The organism is Priestia sp. AB (assembly GCF_028369225.1).
GTDB classification, from domain to species: Bacteria; Bacillota; Bacilli; order Bacillales; family Bacillaceae_H; genus Priestia; species Priestia megaterium.
Genome location: NZ_JAQMYN010000011.1, coordinates 120,689 through 136,902 on the forward strand (window position 1 = coordinate 120,689; position 16,214 = coordinate 136,902).

The following is a 16,214-nucleotide window of genomic DNA, read 5'->3' on the forward strand; positions in this document are numbered from 1 at the left end:
TATAGATTATTTAGAATATTTGTTTTTTAACAATCTAAATTCATACTATAAAAAACTATTTTTATTTTTTATCTATTCATCGATGAAACATAAATAAATTCTCTATATTTAAGTATTTTTATCATGAATTCAGTGGTTATTGCCTTACATACTAATATTTTTATGATTAAAATAATTTAATTGAAAATTATATATATTTAAAATTTTAATTGACGTTCAAAAAATGTAAGCGTATACTTTTTATCAAATAGATTAAGCGCTTAACCAAATTAGTTTGATGTTTTACACAAAATAATCGATCTGGTGGTGTGGAAAATGAATCAATTTATTTCCAGAAAAACGGCTTTAGACAGGATTGGCATCCCTTCTCATTTAACGTGGGGATACATAGGTATTATTGTTTTTATGATTGGCGATGGTTTAGAACAAGGATGGTTATCTCCTTATCTTGTAGAACGAGGTTTAACCATTGAACATGCTGCTTTACTGTTTACTGTTTACGGCATTACGGTCTCCGTTTCTTCCTGGTTCTCCGGCGTACTGGTTCAACTGTGGGGTCCTAGAAAAGCAATGGCATTCGGCTTGATCTCCTTTATTATTGGTTCAATTGGATTTATAGGTTTAGGACTTCATATTATGAATTACACAATTATACTAATTTGTTATGCTCTTAGAGGATTTGGTTACCCTTTATTTGCTTACTCATTCTTGGTCTGGGTGTCTTACCGCACGCCCCAGGAAATGCTTTCAAAAGCAGTAGGCTGGTTTTGGTTTGTCTTCCAGCTCGGATTAAGCGTAATCGGAGCCTTTTACTCAAGTTATATGGTTCCAAAAATTGGAGAAATCGCTACCTTATGGAGTGGTTTACTTTTTGTTTTGATCGGTGGAATCTTTTCAATTATTATGAATAAAGACAAGTTTACCGTACAAAAAGTAAACGATAATAAAACAAAAGAATTAATGAAAGGGATTACAATTGCATTTGAGAACCCTAAAGTAGGAATCGGCGGCATCGTAAAGATTATTAACTCTGCTGCTCAATTTGGATTTGTTGTTTTCTTGCCAACATATATGATGAAACATGATTTTACGATGAGTGAATGGTTGCAAATCTGGGGTACATTGTTTTTTGTGAATATGGCTTTTAATATTATTTTTGGTATTGTTGGAGATAAGTTTGGCTGGGTAAATACAATCAAATGGTTTGGCGGAGTTGGATGCGGAATTGTAACACTCGCTCTCTACTATGTACCGCAATTCGTCGGACATAATTATTGGGTAATGATGATTGTCGCATGCTGTTACGGTGCAACACTAGCAGGTTATGTCCCTCTTACAGCGTTAGTGCCTTCTTTAGCTCCAGAGAATAAAGGAGCTGCAATGTCTGTGTTGAACTTAGGATCTGGACTTTCTGCTTTTGTAGGTCCTTTAATTGTGACCGTTTTCATTGGTCTTTTGGGCACAAGCGGCGTAATTTGGATCTTTGCTTGCCTATACTTCTTTGGTGCTTTTCTAACTGGTTTCCTTACGATTCCAACAGAGACAACTATTAAAGGCGAAACAATAAACGAAGTCAAAAGTCCGGTCTCTCTATAAATATGCTTAAGAAGAAAAAGCTGCAGATGTCTCAACACCTGCAGCTTTTTTACCTTCTCTATTTTATAACTTTTTTACCGACGCACGTTCTACTAGTTCGGGAATAATCGTTACTCGCTGTTTCGCATGCTCTTCTTTTTTCATAGACTTTAACAGCTGTTCAAACGTACTAGTAGCCATCTGAGAAATGGGTTGTTCAATCGTTGTCAAACCGGGCTCAGCAATATCGGCATAAATCGTATTATCAAATCCAATTACCGATAGATCTCCCGGGATCGAAAGCCCCTGCTTTCTTGCCTCGTTTATGAGCGATACCCCAATTAGATCTGTACATGCAAAGACTGCTGTTGGCCTATTAGGCAAGGAAAGCAGCTGTTTACTTGCTCTCCTGCTATCTTCTACTGTTGAATAACAGCTGATAATGGATTGATTTTCTAGGGATAAATTTGCTTCTGTGAGCGCTTGTTTAAATCCCTCTAATCGTCCCTCACTGCTTTTTCTATCTTTTTCAGTCATAATCGTTACCGATTGATGACCTTTTTCTATTAAATACGTACCTGCGATATATCCTCCGCGAACGTTATCAATTGTCACTACATGCGTTGAGATAGAAGGATGGTCAACTGAAAACAATACAAGCGGTACATCATGCTTCACGATCTTCTTTACGAGCTTCGTATCATTTAGTTCGGTTGCGATAATGATTCCATCTACTTGTTTTTTAAATAAAAGATCTATATATTCATGCTCGCGCGCAGTTTGATGATCTGTACTGCATAAAAAAAGCGTGTATCCCGCTGCTCTAGCACTATTTTCAAAAGCTCTTGCTACCTCTGCAAAAAAGGGATTCGAGATATCAGGAACTAGAACACCGATCGTGTACGTCTTTTTTCCTGTTAACGCCGCTGCAACACTGCTAGGCTGATAATCTAATTCCATCATTACTTCATTCACTTTTTTTATCGTTTTTTCACTAATACGGCCTGTTTGATTGATTACTTTGGATACAGTGGCTATTGATACCCCTGCTTTTTTCGCAACATCGTAAATGGTTGGTTTCACTTTCACTGTTCCTTTCTTCGTGATCTCTTTCCTTATTTTATCACGAAAGTATTCAATCGTTTATTTTAGATACAATCTTTCGTTTTAAAAGAGAAATAAAAAAGCTGTTCAATGTGCAACAGCTTTTTTTAAAATGATTAATTTTTCAACGATTGTTTGCTCATCCATTCCATTATGCTTGTTGTGCTTCCGTTTATTTTAGCGTTGGGTTCATTATTATACAGATATATCCAAGATGAATGTCCATTATACTGATAGGGCGAACCATCATTATTTTTATACAAGCCTGTGGTGTCATGGACATCCTCAAATAGTGATAAATAAACATTATTTGCATGGCTTTTCACCAAACGTTCATAAGTTGGAAGAGTGTTAATTGTTGGCGGAAGGACTGTATCATTCTTGGCGGCTACGAACCAAATAGGTGTTTCTTTCATCTTTTCAATATCTTGATTCGTAATTAATCTATCATTTAGTCCTTCACATACTGGAAATGCTGCTGCAAAGTATTTTGGATAATCACGAATCATAAGCATAGTCATATATCCGCCGTTAGATGCTCCTCCGATATAGATTCTATTGGGATCAATATCAGGGTTTTTAGAAGCATATTCTTCAATTAAGGCCATCAGTGATTCTTTATAAATAGAAGTTCCATCCGCTTTACCCGTATAACCATCCATCCATTTTGTTGGCGCTTGCGGTACTAAAACGTAGGCACCTTCAAAATAAGCCTGAGTTTCTTTTGTGATAAAACTAACAGCTTTATTGGCAGATAAGGGAATTGTTGCATCTGTTCCTCCCTCTCCTCCACCATGTAGCCAAATGATTAATGGATTCTTTTTCTTATCCTTTGCCGGCGCATGACTTGCGTATGCTAATTCTATATTTTGATATATACCTTTTTTAATTGTAAAATCATCTACGAGTTCTTTTTTCTCTCCCGCAAACTGTTTCACTACAAGCCCTGACAACTTTCCTTTATTTGTTATTATGTCTTTTTGCTGAGTAATGGTATATTGACTGTCTATCCATGCATTTAACCCTGTACCATATTCATCATAATTTAGTGGTGCTCCTAATGAAACAGCTGGTCCAACTTCCATTTCTAAAACTGCATATTTTCCAGTATGTACGGCTGGTTGTCCATCTTTATCGGATATATAGGCTTTTTTTACTGTACGATCTCCTTGTTCCAATAAAGACGGTTCTAATCGACTATCACTTCGAGCCACATGCACCTTAAACGTTTCTTTTGTAAGTGAATGGGTTGGAACAGGTTCACCTAAGTCAATAATAATTTTTGTGATCGCCGCTCCCCAGTCATAAATCTCTGTCACTGTACGATAGGATGTAGCTTTTTCGTGCGTCTGCTTCGCCAGCGCTACTTTCTCATAAGAGAGTACAATGCCAATTGCTAAACTCAATGTAATAGCCAATAGTACAGACTTTTTTAACCTTTGATACATAGCAAATCTCCTCCTTTTAAATAGAATAGGAATATTAAAATTCTCCTTCTATCTTAATCGTTTTGTAACCGCTTACTTACTTGTGTTCTATTTTACTTGCCCCCTCTCTCTTTCTACACATAATTATTTTCCGTTACCTAGCGGAAACTTTTGGTTCTTTATTCCAATAAGCATATTCTATAAGTCCTTGAAAAAATTTTTTTATTTTATGTATAAAAACTATCTATTAATCAAATCATAATCTTAACCTTATAAAAGGAGTTGATTATGATGGCAAACAGCAGAAATAAGAGCAGCAACGAATTAGCAGTACACGGTGCTCAACAAGCAATCGATCAAATGAAATATGAGATCGCTAGTGAATTTGGCGTAACTCTTGGTCCTGACACAACTGCACGCGCAAACGGCTCAGTAGGCGGCGAAATCACAAAACGTCTTGTGCAAATGGCTGAACAGCAACTTGGCGGCGGACGTTTCTAAATCACTATCATAAGCAATGCGGCTGGAGGAAGAGCGAATGACCGTTCTTCCTTTTCCCATTTTTACATAATCTCTTATCGCGTTTCTTCTCCTCTATATGTATCTAAAACAAAACCTCTCCATAACGTTTACGTTCCGTTATATAAGGTTCTCTTTCTCTCACAATAGATTGTTTATGATAAAACATAAAAAGAAGTCCCTTTTATAGGAACTTCTTTCATCTCACTCTATAAATGTGCAAGCTCTTTAGATATCTTTTCGGTCTTTGCTTTTAGCTGCTCTTGCTGACCTTCTAAGTCAGCAAGAACAGCTAACACTTCCGTATTCTCTGGTTCTTCTTCATACTGTTTTAACGTAGCAACAAGAGACTGTGAAACTTTGATGAGCTTGTGATTAACTTCTTGCTGCTGTTTTAAATAGTCAAGTTCATATTCCGTTTTTTCTAGATTTCTCATCGGTCCCCTTCCTTTCGTTAACTAGCTTTTATTTAAGAACGCAGTCTTTTATTATAGCATTTAGTTACTTCAACATTACCTTATTTTATTTTCGTGATTGCCGTATAACATTTTTTCATTCATTGGGTCAGCTGATTTTTCAGCAGGTGTCACTGTTTGTCCTAGAGCTGAATTGTGTTTATCATGCTCAACTGCGTCTACCATCAGCAAAACTTTTCCTTTTTTAAGATCAGATACATATGAGGAAGCTTCTGCAGCAGGTACACCATATTCGGTTAATTGATTTTCGATTCGATTAACATCTTGATCCATTTTTTCTTCAGACGGCGTAAAAGCATTTTTTATTTTCTCCATAAAGGACTGATGGTGCTTTGAGTGTTCATCTGTATCAACTGTTTGCACATCAATTCCTGCAGAATGCTCAATCGCTTCTGTATTTTCATGACGCAGACCACTGTTTGTCAAGACAGAAAGTGCACTGTCCGGATATCCCTGTGTTTTTAAATTTCGAATCGCTGTAATAACCGCTGCCTCTGAATCATACGTACCTACTACATTTTTTGTCATTTTCTATTCCTCCTAGGTATTATCATTTTTTAGCTTGTTATAGTATTAATACCCTTGGATTTTTTGGTAAAACTTTTTAATTTTATCTCTAGCTCTCCTTACAAGGAGAAACCAATAAAATAACAGACCTGAATCTAAAAATTCAAGTCTGCTTCATGATATCAATGATTTGTATTATAAAATTGGTGACAGTAAGCGAGATACCGCTTCTTTAAATTTTATAAGAAGAGAGCGCTCTTTATATCGTTCGAGCGTTAATTTTGAACTGTATTGCACATCTTCAAGAAACAGGTTCTGCAACTTTTTGGCAATAGGCTGGTCATATACAACTGCATTCACTTCAAAATTAAGACTGAAACTTCGTGGATCAATATTCGTTGTGCCTACAGAAGACACTTCATTATCTACTACAATCGTTTTAGCATGCAAAAAGCCTTTTTCATAGAGATAAATATGTGCACCATACGTCAGCAGTTCGCCTACGTGAGACCACGTAGCCCAATAAACAAAAGGATGATCGGGTTTGTTTGGAATCATAATATGAATCTCTACTCCAGATAATAAAGCAATTTTACAAGCATCCATAAAGCTTGCGTCTGGAATAAAGTAAGGCGTTTGAAGGTACACACTTTCTTTGGCCGACATAATCAATGAGATATACATGTTTTTTAGATGCTGAGTAGTCGAGTTTGGCCCGCTTGCTACAATTTGTACAGGAACCGTTCCAGAATGAGTTTCTGTACGATGCAAAAATTGTTCCAGTTCAATTGGCTGTTTTGTTGCTTGATGCCAATCTAAAATGAACCTCCCTTGAATATCGTTCACTGACTCTCCTTTAATGCGAAAATGAGTGTCTCTCCAATAACCCATTTTTGGATCTAACCCTAAATATTCATCTCCTACGTTAAATCCTCCTATGTATGCTACTTCACCATCAATAATACAAAGCTTTCGATGATTTCGATTGTTAATCCGAAAATTAATTAAGCGAAGAATTGAAGGGAAAAATGCCTGTGCTTCGCCGCCATATGAAATAAGCTCCTTAAAAAATGATGGCGTCATTTTTCTAGATCCTACTTCATCATAAAGAACACGAACCTTTATGCCTTCTTTTGCTTTTTTTGTTAGCTCATCTCTTAATTTTTTCCCAAGATTATCTCGTTGAATAATATAATATTGAATATTAATTTCTTTTTTAGCATTTCGAATGTCCTCAAACAATGCATCAAATTTCTGATTACCATCACTAAAGATATCAATTTCATTGTCGGTGCGCACGAGTGACTTAGAAGAATTTAAATTGGTGAACAGCAGTTTATTATGTTGAATCAATAAATCATTTCGATATTCATGGGTAGCTTTAAGTTCTTTTAATTGTTCATCTACTGAAGATCTTAAATATTCCCGCTCATCAGATGATAACTTATAAAAGTTCTTCTGTTTTAGCTGTCTTCCAAAGAATAGATATACAATAAAGCCGACAATCGGTATAAAAAATAAAATAAGAAGCCACGCCCATGTAGATCCTATATCTCTTCGTTCGATGAAAATAAGAATACCGGCTAATAAAACATTAATAGCTGTTACAACAGATACACTTAGTGTAAAGATATGGGCAAATTCCATCCTATTACTCCTTTCTTTCTACTGCATTGCTTTATTAACTCATTTCCGTTTTTAACGCTTTCATTCACTTTACTATACATAACACAGATCGCTTCCTTTTTCATCTTTAGTATCCAAATTTTATTGTTTTTTTATTTTTTGTTATACTAAAAAAATGTAAAATATTTACTTTATTGATGTATTGAAAACAAGGAGGTAATAATTTGTTTTTTCCTTTTATTTTTCTTAGCCTTATCAATGTATTTATCAGTATCGGCCTGGGGTATACGGCTTATCAATTGTTTAGAAAAGCATTTATTGGAGGTATTCTTACGTGTATCCTTGCTTGCAGCGCTCCTATCATGTTTGTATGGCCTTCCCTGTTTCTATCAACGGGCATATCACTTTTTCTCTACTTTCTCATTATTTGGTCAAAAAAGCACATATCATCTAATATATAAATAAAAAACACGAAAATCTAAGATTTTCGTGTTTTTTATTTACAAGCTGTATACGTAATAATCTTGCACGTGATATGAATTGAAACCGCATGTTTCATAGAGTTGCAAAGCGCGTTTGTTTTTCGCTTCAACCTCAAGAAATATATCATATCCTAGCCGAAGCTGCTTTAAAACAACTTGTTTTAAAGCAGCTTTTCCTATTCCCAATTTTTGATAAGAAGGTAAAATGCCAAATCCATAAATCCATGCTTCGCTTTTATTATAAGATAACCTTAACTTTCCAACCGCTTGACTATTGTACTCTACAATAAAATGGTTTTGCTGTTCTTTCGTTTTCGTTTGTTCATAATAAGCAGCTGCTTCTGTTAAAGACATACCAAAGCATTCCACATCAACTTGCATTTCCATTTTCATATCGGTATCTGATTGGGAAGAGCGAAGTGTAACAAAGGGATTATCATCTTCCAATTCTTTTTTTGTCCACTTCATTTGATATTCTGAAAAAGTAAATGAACATGGAATTTGCTTTAAGAACTCCCTGCCTGAAACCGAATCGCCAGGAGCATTTAATAAAATCTCTGTATACCCACGCTTCTTACATATATGTAAAGCTTGAGAAAACAGCTTTGAAAAAATCCTTTTTCGGCGATAGCTAGGAGCGACCATTCCGCATATTTCTACTGTATTCCCAAACCCATAAAGACCAATAAACCCAACAAGCTGATTATCTTCATAATGAAAAAAATCGTTAACTTCATTTTGTTTTCGACTTCGTAACATATCAAAATTCAGCTTCAGCTCTATGTGCTCTTCTTGTTCGCAAATAGACTGTAGCTTTTTTATATCTTCTAACACATGTTGTTCTAACATAAAACGCCCCCTGCATTCTTCTTTTTATTATAAGTTCGGCTTTATTTAACTTTTTCCTTTCATCTTTAGCGCAATAGTCGAATAATTATAGGGTAAAAGCAAGATCAAAAAGCATATAGAGTAATCAAACTAAATAGGCGGGGTGCTTATGAAAAAGACCATTTTGATAAGTTTTATTGCACTAGTTGCTTTAACCATTATTTATTGCCTGCAGAAAGAATTTATTTTCGCTTTAGCTTTGTGGAGCATTTATGGAACAGTATTATCTGTTTTTGTATATTTTTCTTTTTACAAATCAACGGAAGATCGCGAGGAGGAGTAACAATAAAGCTATTAAAAGGTCGGTGAAATAAACTTTTTTACAGACCTTTTATAAATTTACAACCGGGATATATGTTGGTAACAACTTAGAAACAAGTAACCCTTATTCTTAGTGTTATAGAAAAGTTATTACCTATTTCACTAAGGAGTTGGATATTTGTATGAAGACAATTACAAAATCTATATCGGTTTTAGCATTAGCAGCGGGCTTTACTTTTTCATCTCTATCTGGAATACTGCCATTCACTCACGAGCAAACAGCAAGTGCAGCAGAAAAAATAAACGCACCGTTCAGCGTATATGAAGTGACCGCAAACGTACTCAATATACGTTCAAAACCTAGCACTCAGGGAAAGATTCTTGATACATTAAGAAAAAAAGATCAAATTGAAGTAGTCAAGTTTGTAAATGCAGACTGGGCTGCCATTAAAATACTTGGCGGCACCGGATATATCAGTACTTCCTATTTAATGAAAGTCCCTACTACTGTTCATACAACTGCTAACCTTAATTTACGCACAGGGCCTAGCACAAGCAACAAAGTTGTAACAACTATTCCTAAAGGAAAAAGCCTCAGCTTCTTAGCTTGGGGCTACTCAAAAGATAAAAAGCTTTCATTTGATTGGGCTTTTGTAGAATACAACGGTTTTAAAGGATATGTAAGCACTGCGTACTTACAGTTACCTACTTATAGATAAAAATAGATAACTCCCTTGAATTATTTCAAGGGAGTTTATTTATGGACATCTTATTAATAGTGCCCTGCCCATGAAGCACCGATGATAATTAGTAAAATAAATAGCACAACGATTAGCGCAAAGCTACTTCCGTGACTTGATCCGTATCCGTACCGATAACCATAACCTCCGTAAAAACTCATTTTCTTTCACCTCCCTTTTTTGTAGAATATGTGAAGGGAAATGAAAACGAACATGAGTATTCTTTATCAAAAAATTCATTATAATTTATAAACGTTAACTCTTTTACTAGTAAGGCATAGGATATATCATCCCGTGCTTCATCTCTACATCTCTACATCTTTCCCTCGTTCCCCCTTTTAAAGTAAGGGTATATTCCAGCAATACAAAAAAAGAAGAGTTTATTAACTCTTCTTTTTTATTGAACCAGATTATCAACTTGCATGTAGTCATTATAATATTCTTCTAACGTAATTCCTTTCTTAGACACCTTAGAGGCGAGTTCTTTTCCGACAAATCGTATATGCCACGGCTCATATTTATAACCTGTAATCTGCTGCTTTCCTTCTGGATAGCGAACAATGTATCCGTATTTATATGAATTTGCTTCAATCCATTTGGCTTCAGGAGTATCTTTAAAACAATCTTGAGCCGCACACTTACCGGTGCTGCTTGAGACATCTATACTTAAACCAGTTTGATGTTCACTGCTGCCTGGATGAGCACTGTAATGATTAGCTGCCGCTTCTCCATCTTGTTTTATATACGCTTGATAAAGAGATTCTTGACGGCTTTGAGAACGATAGGCAGAAACACCGGCTAGGTAAATTCCTTCTCGTTCAGCAGCTGAAAACATCCTTTCTAATGCTTTTGCTGCTTCTGTACGCATTTGGCGCTTTTCAATTTTTTCTTTAAATATAAACCGAACGTCTGGGTATACAAGGTCAGTGGGTTCATAGCGATCAGGAAGAAGATTTTGCTTGTTTACTAACACACCAATGGATTCTGGGTTCCCTACAATTTCTATACTATTCTGCTTCTGTTTAGAAGAAGATAAAGGATTATGATCAGACGCATTCAAATGATCATCGTGCTGAAATAATCCCTGATAGCCTAGATACGAGAATCCTGCGATAACACCCAGCACTATTAGTAAAGCCATTTTTTTATAAAGTTTCATATTTCTATACTCCTGACATATTTTCAGCTTTTTAGGACACTCAAACATTGTATATAAATCAAGAAATAATTACTAATATAACAAACTAATTCCTACTATAAATTTTAGTATGCCCGGACCTAATTTTTTCAAACGTTCATTTTAAGCATAAAAAAAGAGATATCTCCTAAAAGACATCTCTTTTTACTTCTATTCTATAAGACTAGTATTAGTCGATAACTGTAATTTTAACTGATCTTCTGCCCCAGTCTTGTGCAGCACTATCTGAAGAAACGAATACATCAATTCGATTTCCTTTAATTGCGCCACCTGTATCTGCTGCTACAGCTTGACCATAACCTTCAACGTATACTTTTGAACCTAATGGGATAACGCTAGGATCAACCGCAATTACTCGTTGATTTGGATTTGATTTTAAATTTACTCCAGTAGCTGTTGTACCACTGCATCCAGCACAGTTAGCTGTATAAGCTGTTGCTTCAACAGTCATAGACTTGCCGCTAGCTTGCTGTTGAGACTGCTGTTGCTGCTGTTGAGCTGCTTGTTGCTGTTGCTGAGCTGCTTGTTCTTTTTGTGCTTGCTCTTGTGCTGCCTGTGCTTGTGCTGCTGCTTGAGCTTGCTCTTGTTCTTTTTGTGCTTGCTCTTGTGCTGCCTGTGCTTGTGCTGCTGCTTGAGCTTGCTCTTGTTCTTTTTGTGCCTGCTCTTGTGCTGCCTGTGCTTGTACTGCTGCTTGAGCTTGCTCTTGTTCTTGTGCTGCCTGTGCTTGCTCTTGTTCTTTTTGTGCTTGCTCTTGTGCTACCTGTGCTTGTGCTGCTGCTTGAGCTTGCTCTTGTTCTTGTGCTGCCTGTGCTTGCTCTTGTGCTACCTGTGCTTGTGCTGCTGCTTGAGCTTGCTCTTGTTCTTGTGCTGCCTGTGCTTGCTCTTGTTCTTTTTGTGCTTGCTCTTGTGCTACCTGTGCTTGTGCTGCTGCTTGAGCTTGCTCTTGTTCTTTTTGCGTTTGTTCTTGTGCTGCTTGTTCTTGCTGAGCTTGTGCCGTTTGAGACTGCTGCGCTTGTGGAGCTGCCTTTGCTACTGGCGCACTAGCTGTTTGAGATTGAGCTGCTTGTGCCGTTTTAATTTTAAATTGTTCTCCAGGGAAAACTAAGTCTGATGTTAAACCGTTCCATTCTTTAATTTCTTCTACTGTTACGCCATAATGTTGACCGATTGACCACAAAGTGTCACCACGTTTTACAGTATGTACGATTTCTTTTATGCTAGATAAGTTTAGTGTCTGATTTGGATAAATTAGTGTTGATGTTAAGTTATTAGCATCTTTTAGCTCGTCTACGCTCACATTATGATTTTGAGCGATTTTCCATAAAGTGTCACCTTTTTGTACTTCATACGTTCCGCTTGTAGAGGCAGATGCTGCACCTACAAATCCTGCTGAAAGAATTGCCGTTGTCCCTAGAGTAAATACAAATTTCTTCATTTTCCGAATACCTCCTTATTTACTCAATGACTGAATGATACCACCTGTTCATTTCACTTCCATTACAGGAATATTTTACTTTTATTACGGATTTAATTAATTTTAAACATTTTCTTGTAATATTTCTGACAATTCATTTTTGAATAATGATTAAATTTCATCAAAATCATGTCAAAATTTGAAGAAAACTCTATAAAAAGTTGGAGTTGTATTCGGTGATAAAAGTAACTTATCAGCAAAAAAAACCTTCTAAAAGCAGTTAGCTTTTAGAAGGTTTTTTTACTGATATGAAACAGTTAAAGTGGGAGCATATGCAGGATTGTCGCCCCCATAAATTTCAACTACGTCACTTAAAAAGTCCGCTGGACATGAGCTTGACAAGCGAAATTGAGTTTTGCCGGTCCTATTCATATATCCCCAAAGTGAGGAAGGAAGTTGAATAGTTGTATATCCATTATTGAGTGGAGGCACTGACATTTGGAAGCCCGCTGAAATAGATGGTGAAGCCTGATAATCTATTTGTTCTAAAGCACTGCTAGTTCCAAATACACCGCTTTTAATATCGCCTTTCAAAGATGAAATATTACCAGTTGAAGATTTGCGATAAATTTTTAAAGATACATCCGTAATGACTGCATCATCAGGTAAAGAACCCGTGTCAAAAGATAAAATGGTTCGGTATGTGTCGGTATTGTACATTCCTTTATCCCCAATTTTATGAATAGAACTACTCATACCGTCAGCTGATAAGTTTCCGATAAATCCATCTTCAGCAGCAAGTGAAGAAAATACTGAAGATTTCTCTGAAGTTCCAGAAATTTGATAGACTTCCGTCTTTACTTCCTCTTGGTTACCCGCTGCGTCTACACTAAAAAACTTTACTATTTTGCTAGAGTTGATGGTAATAGGCTCAGAGTACTTTAGAGAATTAACAGTTGGTATGCTTCCATCTAATGTATAGTAAGTGGTGGCAGGTTCATTGGTTGATAATGTAACAGAAACAGAACTTCCATACGTTCCTCCCGCTGGTGAAGCAGCTGTAACCGGTGGGGATATATCTCCTGGATTAGGAGCATCACCATTTTTCGGATGGCTTTTAAAAAAGTTCCAGCTTAATTTAGTTGCATTTGGTCCTTTAGGATCTGTATAAGAACCGGATGTACTTCCTCCTGACCAAGCATGTCCCATTCCTTCTATCATATACTTTTCCATTACTGTTTTTCCTGCTGTATCTTTGTATATATATTGCGTATAGCTTCTTCCACCAGATACTGTACCTGTTGCAGTTTGATCTGCCGTATCATCAATATTGTTATTATCCAGCCCATCAGAAGCTCTATCATTTGTTTGAGCCCATTGCGATAATATTTGATGCGCATTTATAGGCGCAACAGTGTAGTCAGCTGTCCCATGAAATAAAATAACTGGAACCACTCGTTTATGATCTCCCATGGCTGAATAGGCTAAATCTCCTTGTTGGATAGGATTAGGACCTCCACTGCTCATTGCTGTATAAGCACCTGTCACATTAGTCGCTGCTTTATATTCTAAGCCAGCCCCAACGCTGATAGCCGCAAATATGTCTGGATAAGTAGCTCCCATAATAACACTCATAGCTGCACCAGCAGATAGCCCTCCAACAAAGACTTGGTCGGCATCTATTGAATAACTGCTTTTTATTTGATTGACCATTCCAGCAATTAACGCTGGTTCACCGCTTCCCCTTGATTGATGAGCAGTATCAAACCAGTTCCAACACTTATTTGAATTAGCAGAAGAGGGTTGTTCTGGATAAAGAACAAGAAACTTCTCTGTCTCCGCCAGTTCATTCATTTGTGTTCCTGCTGCAAATTGATCAGGGTCTTGAGTACAGCCATGTAGCATAACTACTAGAGGTAAGGCAGCACCTCCCTGATAACTGCTAGGTACGTACAGTTTGTATGTCCTTCCGTTATATGTTTTAGAGGTAAAACTTCCTGCGGCTGAAGAAGATACAGCACCTAAAGATAAAAAAAGTATAAAAATGATCCCTGCTATAAATAATCGTTTCATCTTCCTGCTTCCTCCTTATATTGATATGGTTATACTTAGCAGCAAACGTACATATCGGTATGGTATGGAAATGAATAAGAGTTACTAGTAAGATGATAGCAAGGTTTTATGTAATAAAATTTATATTAACTGCACGATTTGCCTACGGTTGTGAGGACGAATAAAATCATTCATCTCCCAAAAAAGAAAACGCTTACATAAAATTGTAAACGATTGTGCCGATAAATACTATAAAAAAGACATACCTTTTAAAAATAGGCCGGTATGTCTTCTATGGATTGCTTACTTAAGTATTCATATTGTGACTCGCTGCAATTTACCATAGCAATGGATTGAGGATAACGTTGTAAATGAGAAGGGAGCTCCTTAAACCCAAACTGATGATAATATTCAGGAAGAATATCGCTATACAGCATAAAAATAGCGCTGCGCTTCTCTATCTTCATCTTTTTAAAAAAGTCTTCAAGCATATCACGGCCATACCCCATTCGTTGATAAAGCTGGTGTACAACAACGGATCCAATACCATGCAAAGCAAACTTTAATCGAGGAGTTTGTAAAAGAAGTAAAATAAATGAACCAATAATTTGATCCTCTTCATTTACGTATACATACCGAATTCCATATGTTTCTTCTTTTTGATTATCTCTCACATACTCTTTGTACGTCCTGCCTTTAGGCCATGCGGCATATCCCATTTGATAGACTTCTGCCAATTCTTCAGACTTTATTTTTCTTAATAACATGAACATCCCCTCTTTATTTATAATCCCATACGTCAGCAGACATTTTTTATAAAGTTAAAAATAGTTCCTGTATGTATATATTATACTTCATCCTACGGAAGCTTTCTTGCTCTGAGTCCTATTAACAGCTAATATGTGAGCTACTTTCTCAAAAAACTAGAAAAAATTCTTGATAGTTGTTCCTCACCCATAGCAGTCATATAGGTAAAGATACTCTTTATCATTCCATAAAAACATAGAGATGTAAATGTATTTCCAGCTTCATTTAGCATTCATTACGTATTACTCATCAAAAAAAGCATAGAAACTACGTTCTATGCTTTACAGTGAAAGTAATCATCATTTCTTAAGCTTTTTCGTTCTCTACATACTCCACTAGATGAAAGAAAAAACGATATGTAAGAACAAGAACTTCACCTATCGACATTTTTTCATTAAACTCTTTTATAGCATCTAACTCAATATTCACATCCCATAATCCATCTTTATCATTAAATAAAAGCTGGACGCTTGTTGGACTTTCATTAAGTTCTTTAGCAAAAAATTGTTTTAGTAAAGAACCGAATTTTTTTTGCATATGTAGCCCCGCTAATACTTTATATGTGCCAAACACATCATCCACTTCAAAAGAACATCCATCAAGCTTAATAAATTCGAACCATTTTGATTCTACATATAGAAATTCACTTCTGTGTTCTTTCAAGTAAGAAATGGGCGTATCTAAAAACGAAAGAGGAGATTCTTCTGCGATCAGCTCGTCCGTTTCTTTATCTACTCTTTCGATATAAGAATCTTTAAAACGTAAAGATTCCTCTTTTTCTTCTATCATCAGGTTTTGCGGTACCAACTTTTTTTGCAACGCATATTCCTTTTCTTCCTGGTATAGAGATAAAGATTGACCTTGAACGTTCATTTCTTTTTCAATATAAGTTTGAATATTACTTTGTAACATGAAAAAACCTCCTGATTAATCTGCATCACTATCTTATATCATAACCTAAACAAGTGTTTATAAATATAGCCAAACAAAAAATCCTTAGGCTATGCCTAAGGATAATAATGATATATTCAAGTATGTATAAAAGATAATTTGGTTGCGGGGACAGGATTTGAACCTGCGACCTTCGGGTTATGAGCCCGACGAGCTACCGAACTGCTCCACCCCGCGATAATAAAAT

At 36.2% G+C, this 16,214-nt stretch carries 16 protein-coding genes and 1 tRNA gene; 4 read left to right on the forward strand and 13 right to left on the reverse strand.

What is annotated here, in order from left to right; translation table 11 throughout:
* The first annotated feature begins 315 nt into the window (after positions 1-315).
* Positions 316-1,596 (forward strand): MFS transporter, encoded by a 1,281-nt coding sequence (locus POF52_RS24800; protein WP_176585674.1) that lies wholly within the window; start codon positions 316-318, stop codon positions 1,594-1,596.
* A gap of 63 nt (positions 1,597-1,659) precedes the next feature.
* Here POF52_RS24800 and POF52_RS24805 read toward each other — a convergent pair whose 3' ends face one another.
* The gene (locus POF52_RS24805; RefSeq protein ID WP_034655319.1) at positions 1,660-2,658 is read right to left on the reverse strand and encodes a LacI family DNA-binding transcriptional regulator; all 999 of its coding nucleotides are present in this window, start codon (positions 2,656-2,658) and stop codon (positions 1,660-1,662) included.
* Between the two features lie 137 nt (positions 2,659-2,795).
* The gene (locus POF52_RS24810) at positions 2,796-4,127 is read right to left on the reverse strand and encodes a prolyl oligopeptidase family serine peptidase (RefSeq protein ID WP_271995811.1); all 1,332 of its coding nucleotides are present in this window, start codon (positions 4,125-4,127) and stop codon (positions 2,796-2,798) included.
* 270 nt (positions 4,128-4,397) lie between these two features.
* Between POF52_RS24810 and POF52_RS24815 the strand changes: the two genes are divergently transcribed.
* Complete coding sequence (locus POF52_RS24815; RefSeq protein ID WP_016762907.1) at positions 4,398-4,607, forward strand: alpha/beta-type small acid-soluble spore protein; 210 nt, start codon at positions 4,398-4,400, stop codon at positions 4,605-4,607.
* A gap of 227 nt (positions 4,608-4,834) precedes the next feature.
* Here POF52_RS24815 and POF52_RS24820 read toward each other — a convergent pair whose 3' ends face one another.
* The 4 genes from POF52_RS24820 to POF52_RS24835 all read right to left on the reverse strand — a co-directional run bounded on the left by POF52_RS24820 (position 4,835) and on the right by POF52_RS24835 (position 8,565).
* A complete protein-coding gene (locus tag POF52_RS24820) occupies positions 4,835-5,062 on the reverse strand; it encodes a hypothetical protein (protein ID WP_176585672.1) in 228 nt (75 codons plus the stop codon).
* Positions 5,063-5,137: 75 nt separating this feature from the next.
* Entirely contained in the window at positions 5,138-5,629 is a 492-nt protein-coding gene (locus POF52_RS24825) for a general stress protein (protein WP_075422098.1), read from the reverse strand.
* A 174-nt stretch (positions 5,630-5,803) separates the two neighbouring features.
* On the reverse strand, positions 5,804-7,255 hold the full coding sequence (gene cls, locus POF52_RS24830) for a cardiolipin synthase (RefSeq protein WP_034654626.1): 1,452 nt from the start codon (positions 7,253-7,255) through the stop codon (positions 5,804-5,806).
* 479 nt (positions 7,256-7,734) lie between these two features.
* A complete protein-coding gene (locus POF52_RS24835; RefSeq protein ID WP_013081590.1) occupies positions 7,735-8,565 on the reverse strand; it encodes a GNAT family N-acetyltransferase in 831 nt (276 codons plus the stop codon).
* Positions 8,566-8,713: 148 nt separating this feature from the next.
* Here POF52_RS24835 and POF52_RS24840 point away from each other — a divergent pair, with 148 nt between their 5' ends.
* Both POF52_RS24840 and POF52_RS24845 read left to right on the forward strand, forming a co-directional pair.
* Positions 8,714-8,887, forward strand: a complete 174-nt coding sequence (locus POF52_RS24840) for a hypothetical protein (protein WP_013081589.1) — start codon at positions 8,714-8,716, stop codon at positions 8,885-8,887.
* A 160-nt stretch (positions 8,888-9,047) separates the two neighbouring features.
* Positions 9,048-9,584 carry an SH3 domain-containing protein gene (locus tag POF52_RS24845; protein WP_271995822.1) on the forward strand — a complete coding sequence of 179 codons (537 nt, stop codon included), beginning with the start codon at positions 9,048-9,050 and terminating at the stop codon, positions 9,582-9,584.
* A gap of 53 nt (positions 9,585-9,637) precedes the next feature.
* On the opposite strand, the gene POF52_RS24850 is transcribed toward POF52_RS24845, so the two are convergent.
* The 7 genes from POF52_RS24850 to POF52_RS24880 all read right to left on the reverse strand — a co-directional run bounded on the left by POF52_RS24850 (position 9,638) and on the right by POF52_RS24880 (position 16,204).
* The gene (locus POF52_RS24850) at positions 9,638-9,766 is read right to left on the reverse strand and encodes a YjcZ family sporulation protein (protein ID WP_271995825.1); all 129 of its coding nucleotides are present in this window, start codon (positions 9,764-9,766) and stop codon (positions 9,638-9,640) included.
* 236 nt (positions 9,767-10,002) lie between these two features.
* Positions 10,003-10,764, reverse strand: a complete 762-nt coding sequence (locus tag POF52_RS24855) for a M15 family metallopeptidase (protein WP_176585669.1) — start codon at positions 10,762-10,764, stop codon at positions 10,003-10,005.
* Between the two features lie 208 nt (positions 10,765-10,972).
* The gene (locus tag POF52_RS24860) at positions 10,973-12,238 is read right to left on the reverse strand and encodes a LysM peptidoglycan-binding and 3D domain-containing protein (RefSeq protein ID WP_271995828.1); all 1,266 of its coding nucleotides are present in this window, start codon (positions 12,236-12,238) and stop codon (positions 10,973-10,975) included.
* A gap of 279 nt (positions 12,239-12,517) precedes the next feature.
* Positions 12,518-14,290, reverse strand: a complete 1,773-nt coding sequence (locus tag POF52_RS24865; protein ID WP_271995830.1) for an extracellular catalytic domain type 1 short-chain-length polyhydroxyalkanoate depolymerase — start codon at positions 14,288-14,290, stop codon at positions 12,518-12,520.
* 248 nt (positions 14,291-14,538) lie between these two features.
* A complete protein-coding gene (locus POF52_RS24870) occupies positions 14,539-15,036 on the reverse strand; it encodes a GNAT family N-acetyltransferase (protein ID WP_013081583.1) in 498 nt (165 codons plus the stop codon).
* Positions 15,037-15,382: 346 nt separating this feature from the next.
* Complete coding sequence (locus POF52_RS24875; RefSeq protein ID WP_176585665.1) at positions 15,383-15,988, reverse strand: hypothetical protein; 606 nt, start codon at positions 15,986-15,988, stop codon at positions 15,383-15,385.
* A gap of 139 nt (positions 15,989-16,127) precedes the next feature.
* A tRNA-Met gene (locus tag POF52_RS24880) sits at positions 16,128-16,204 on the reverse strand.
* Between the last annotated feature and the right edge of the window lie 10 nt (positions 16,205-16,214).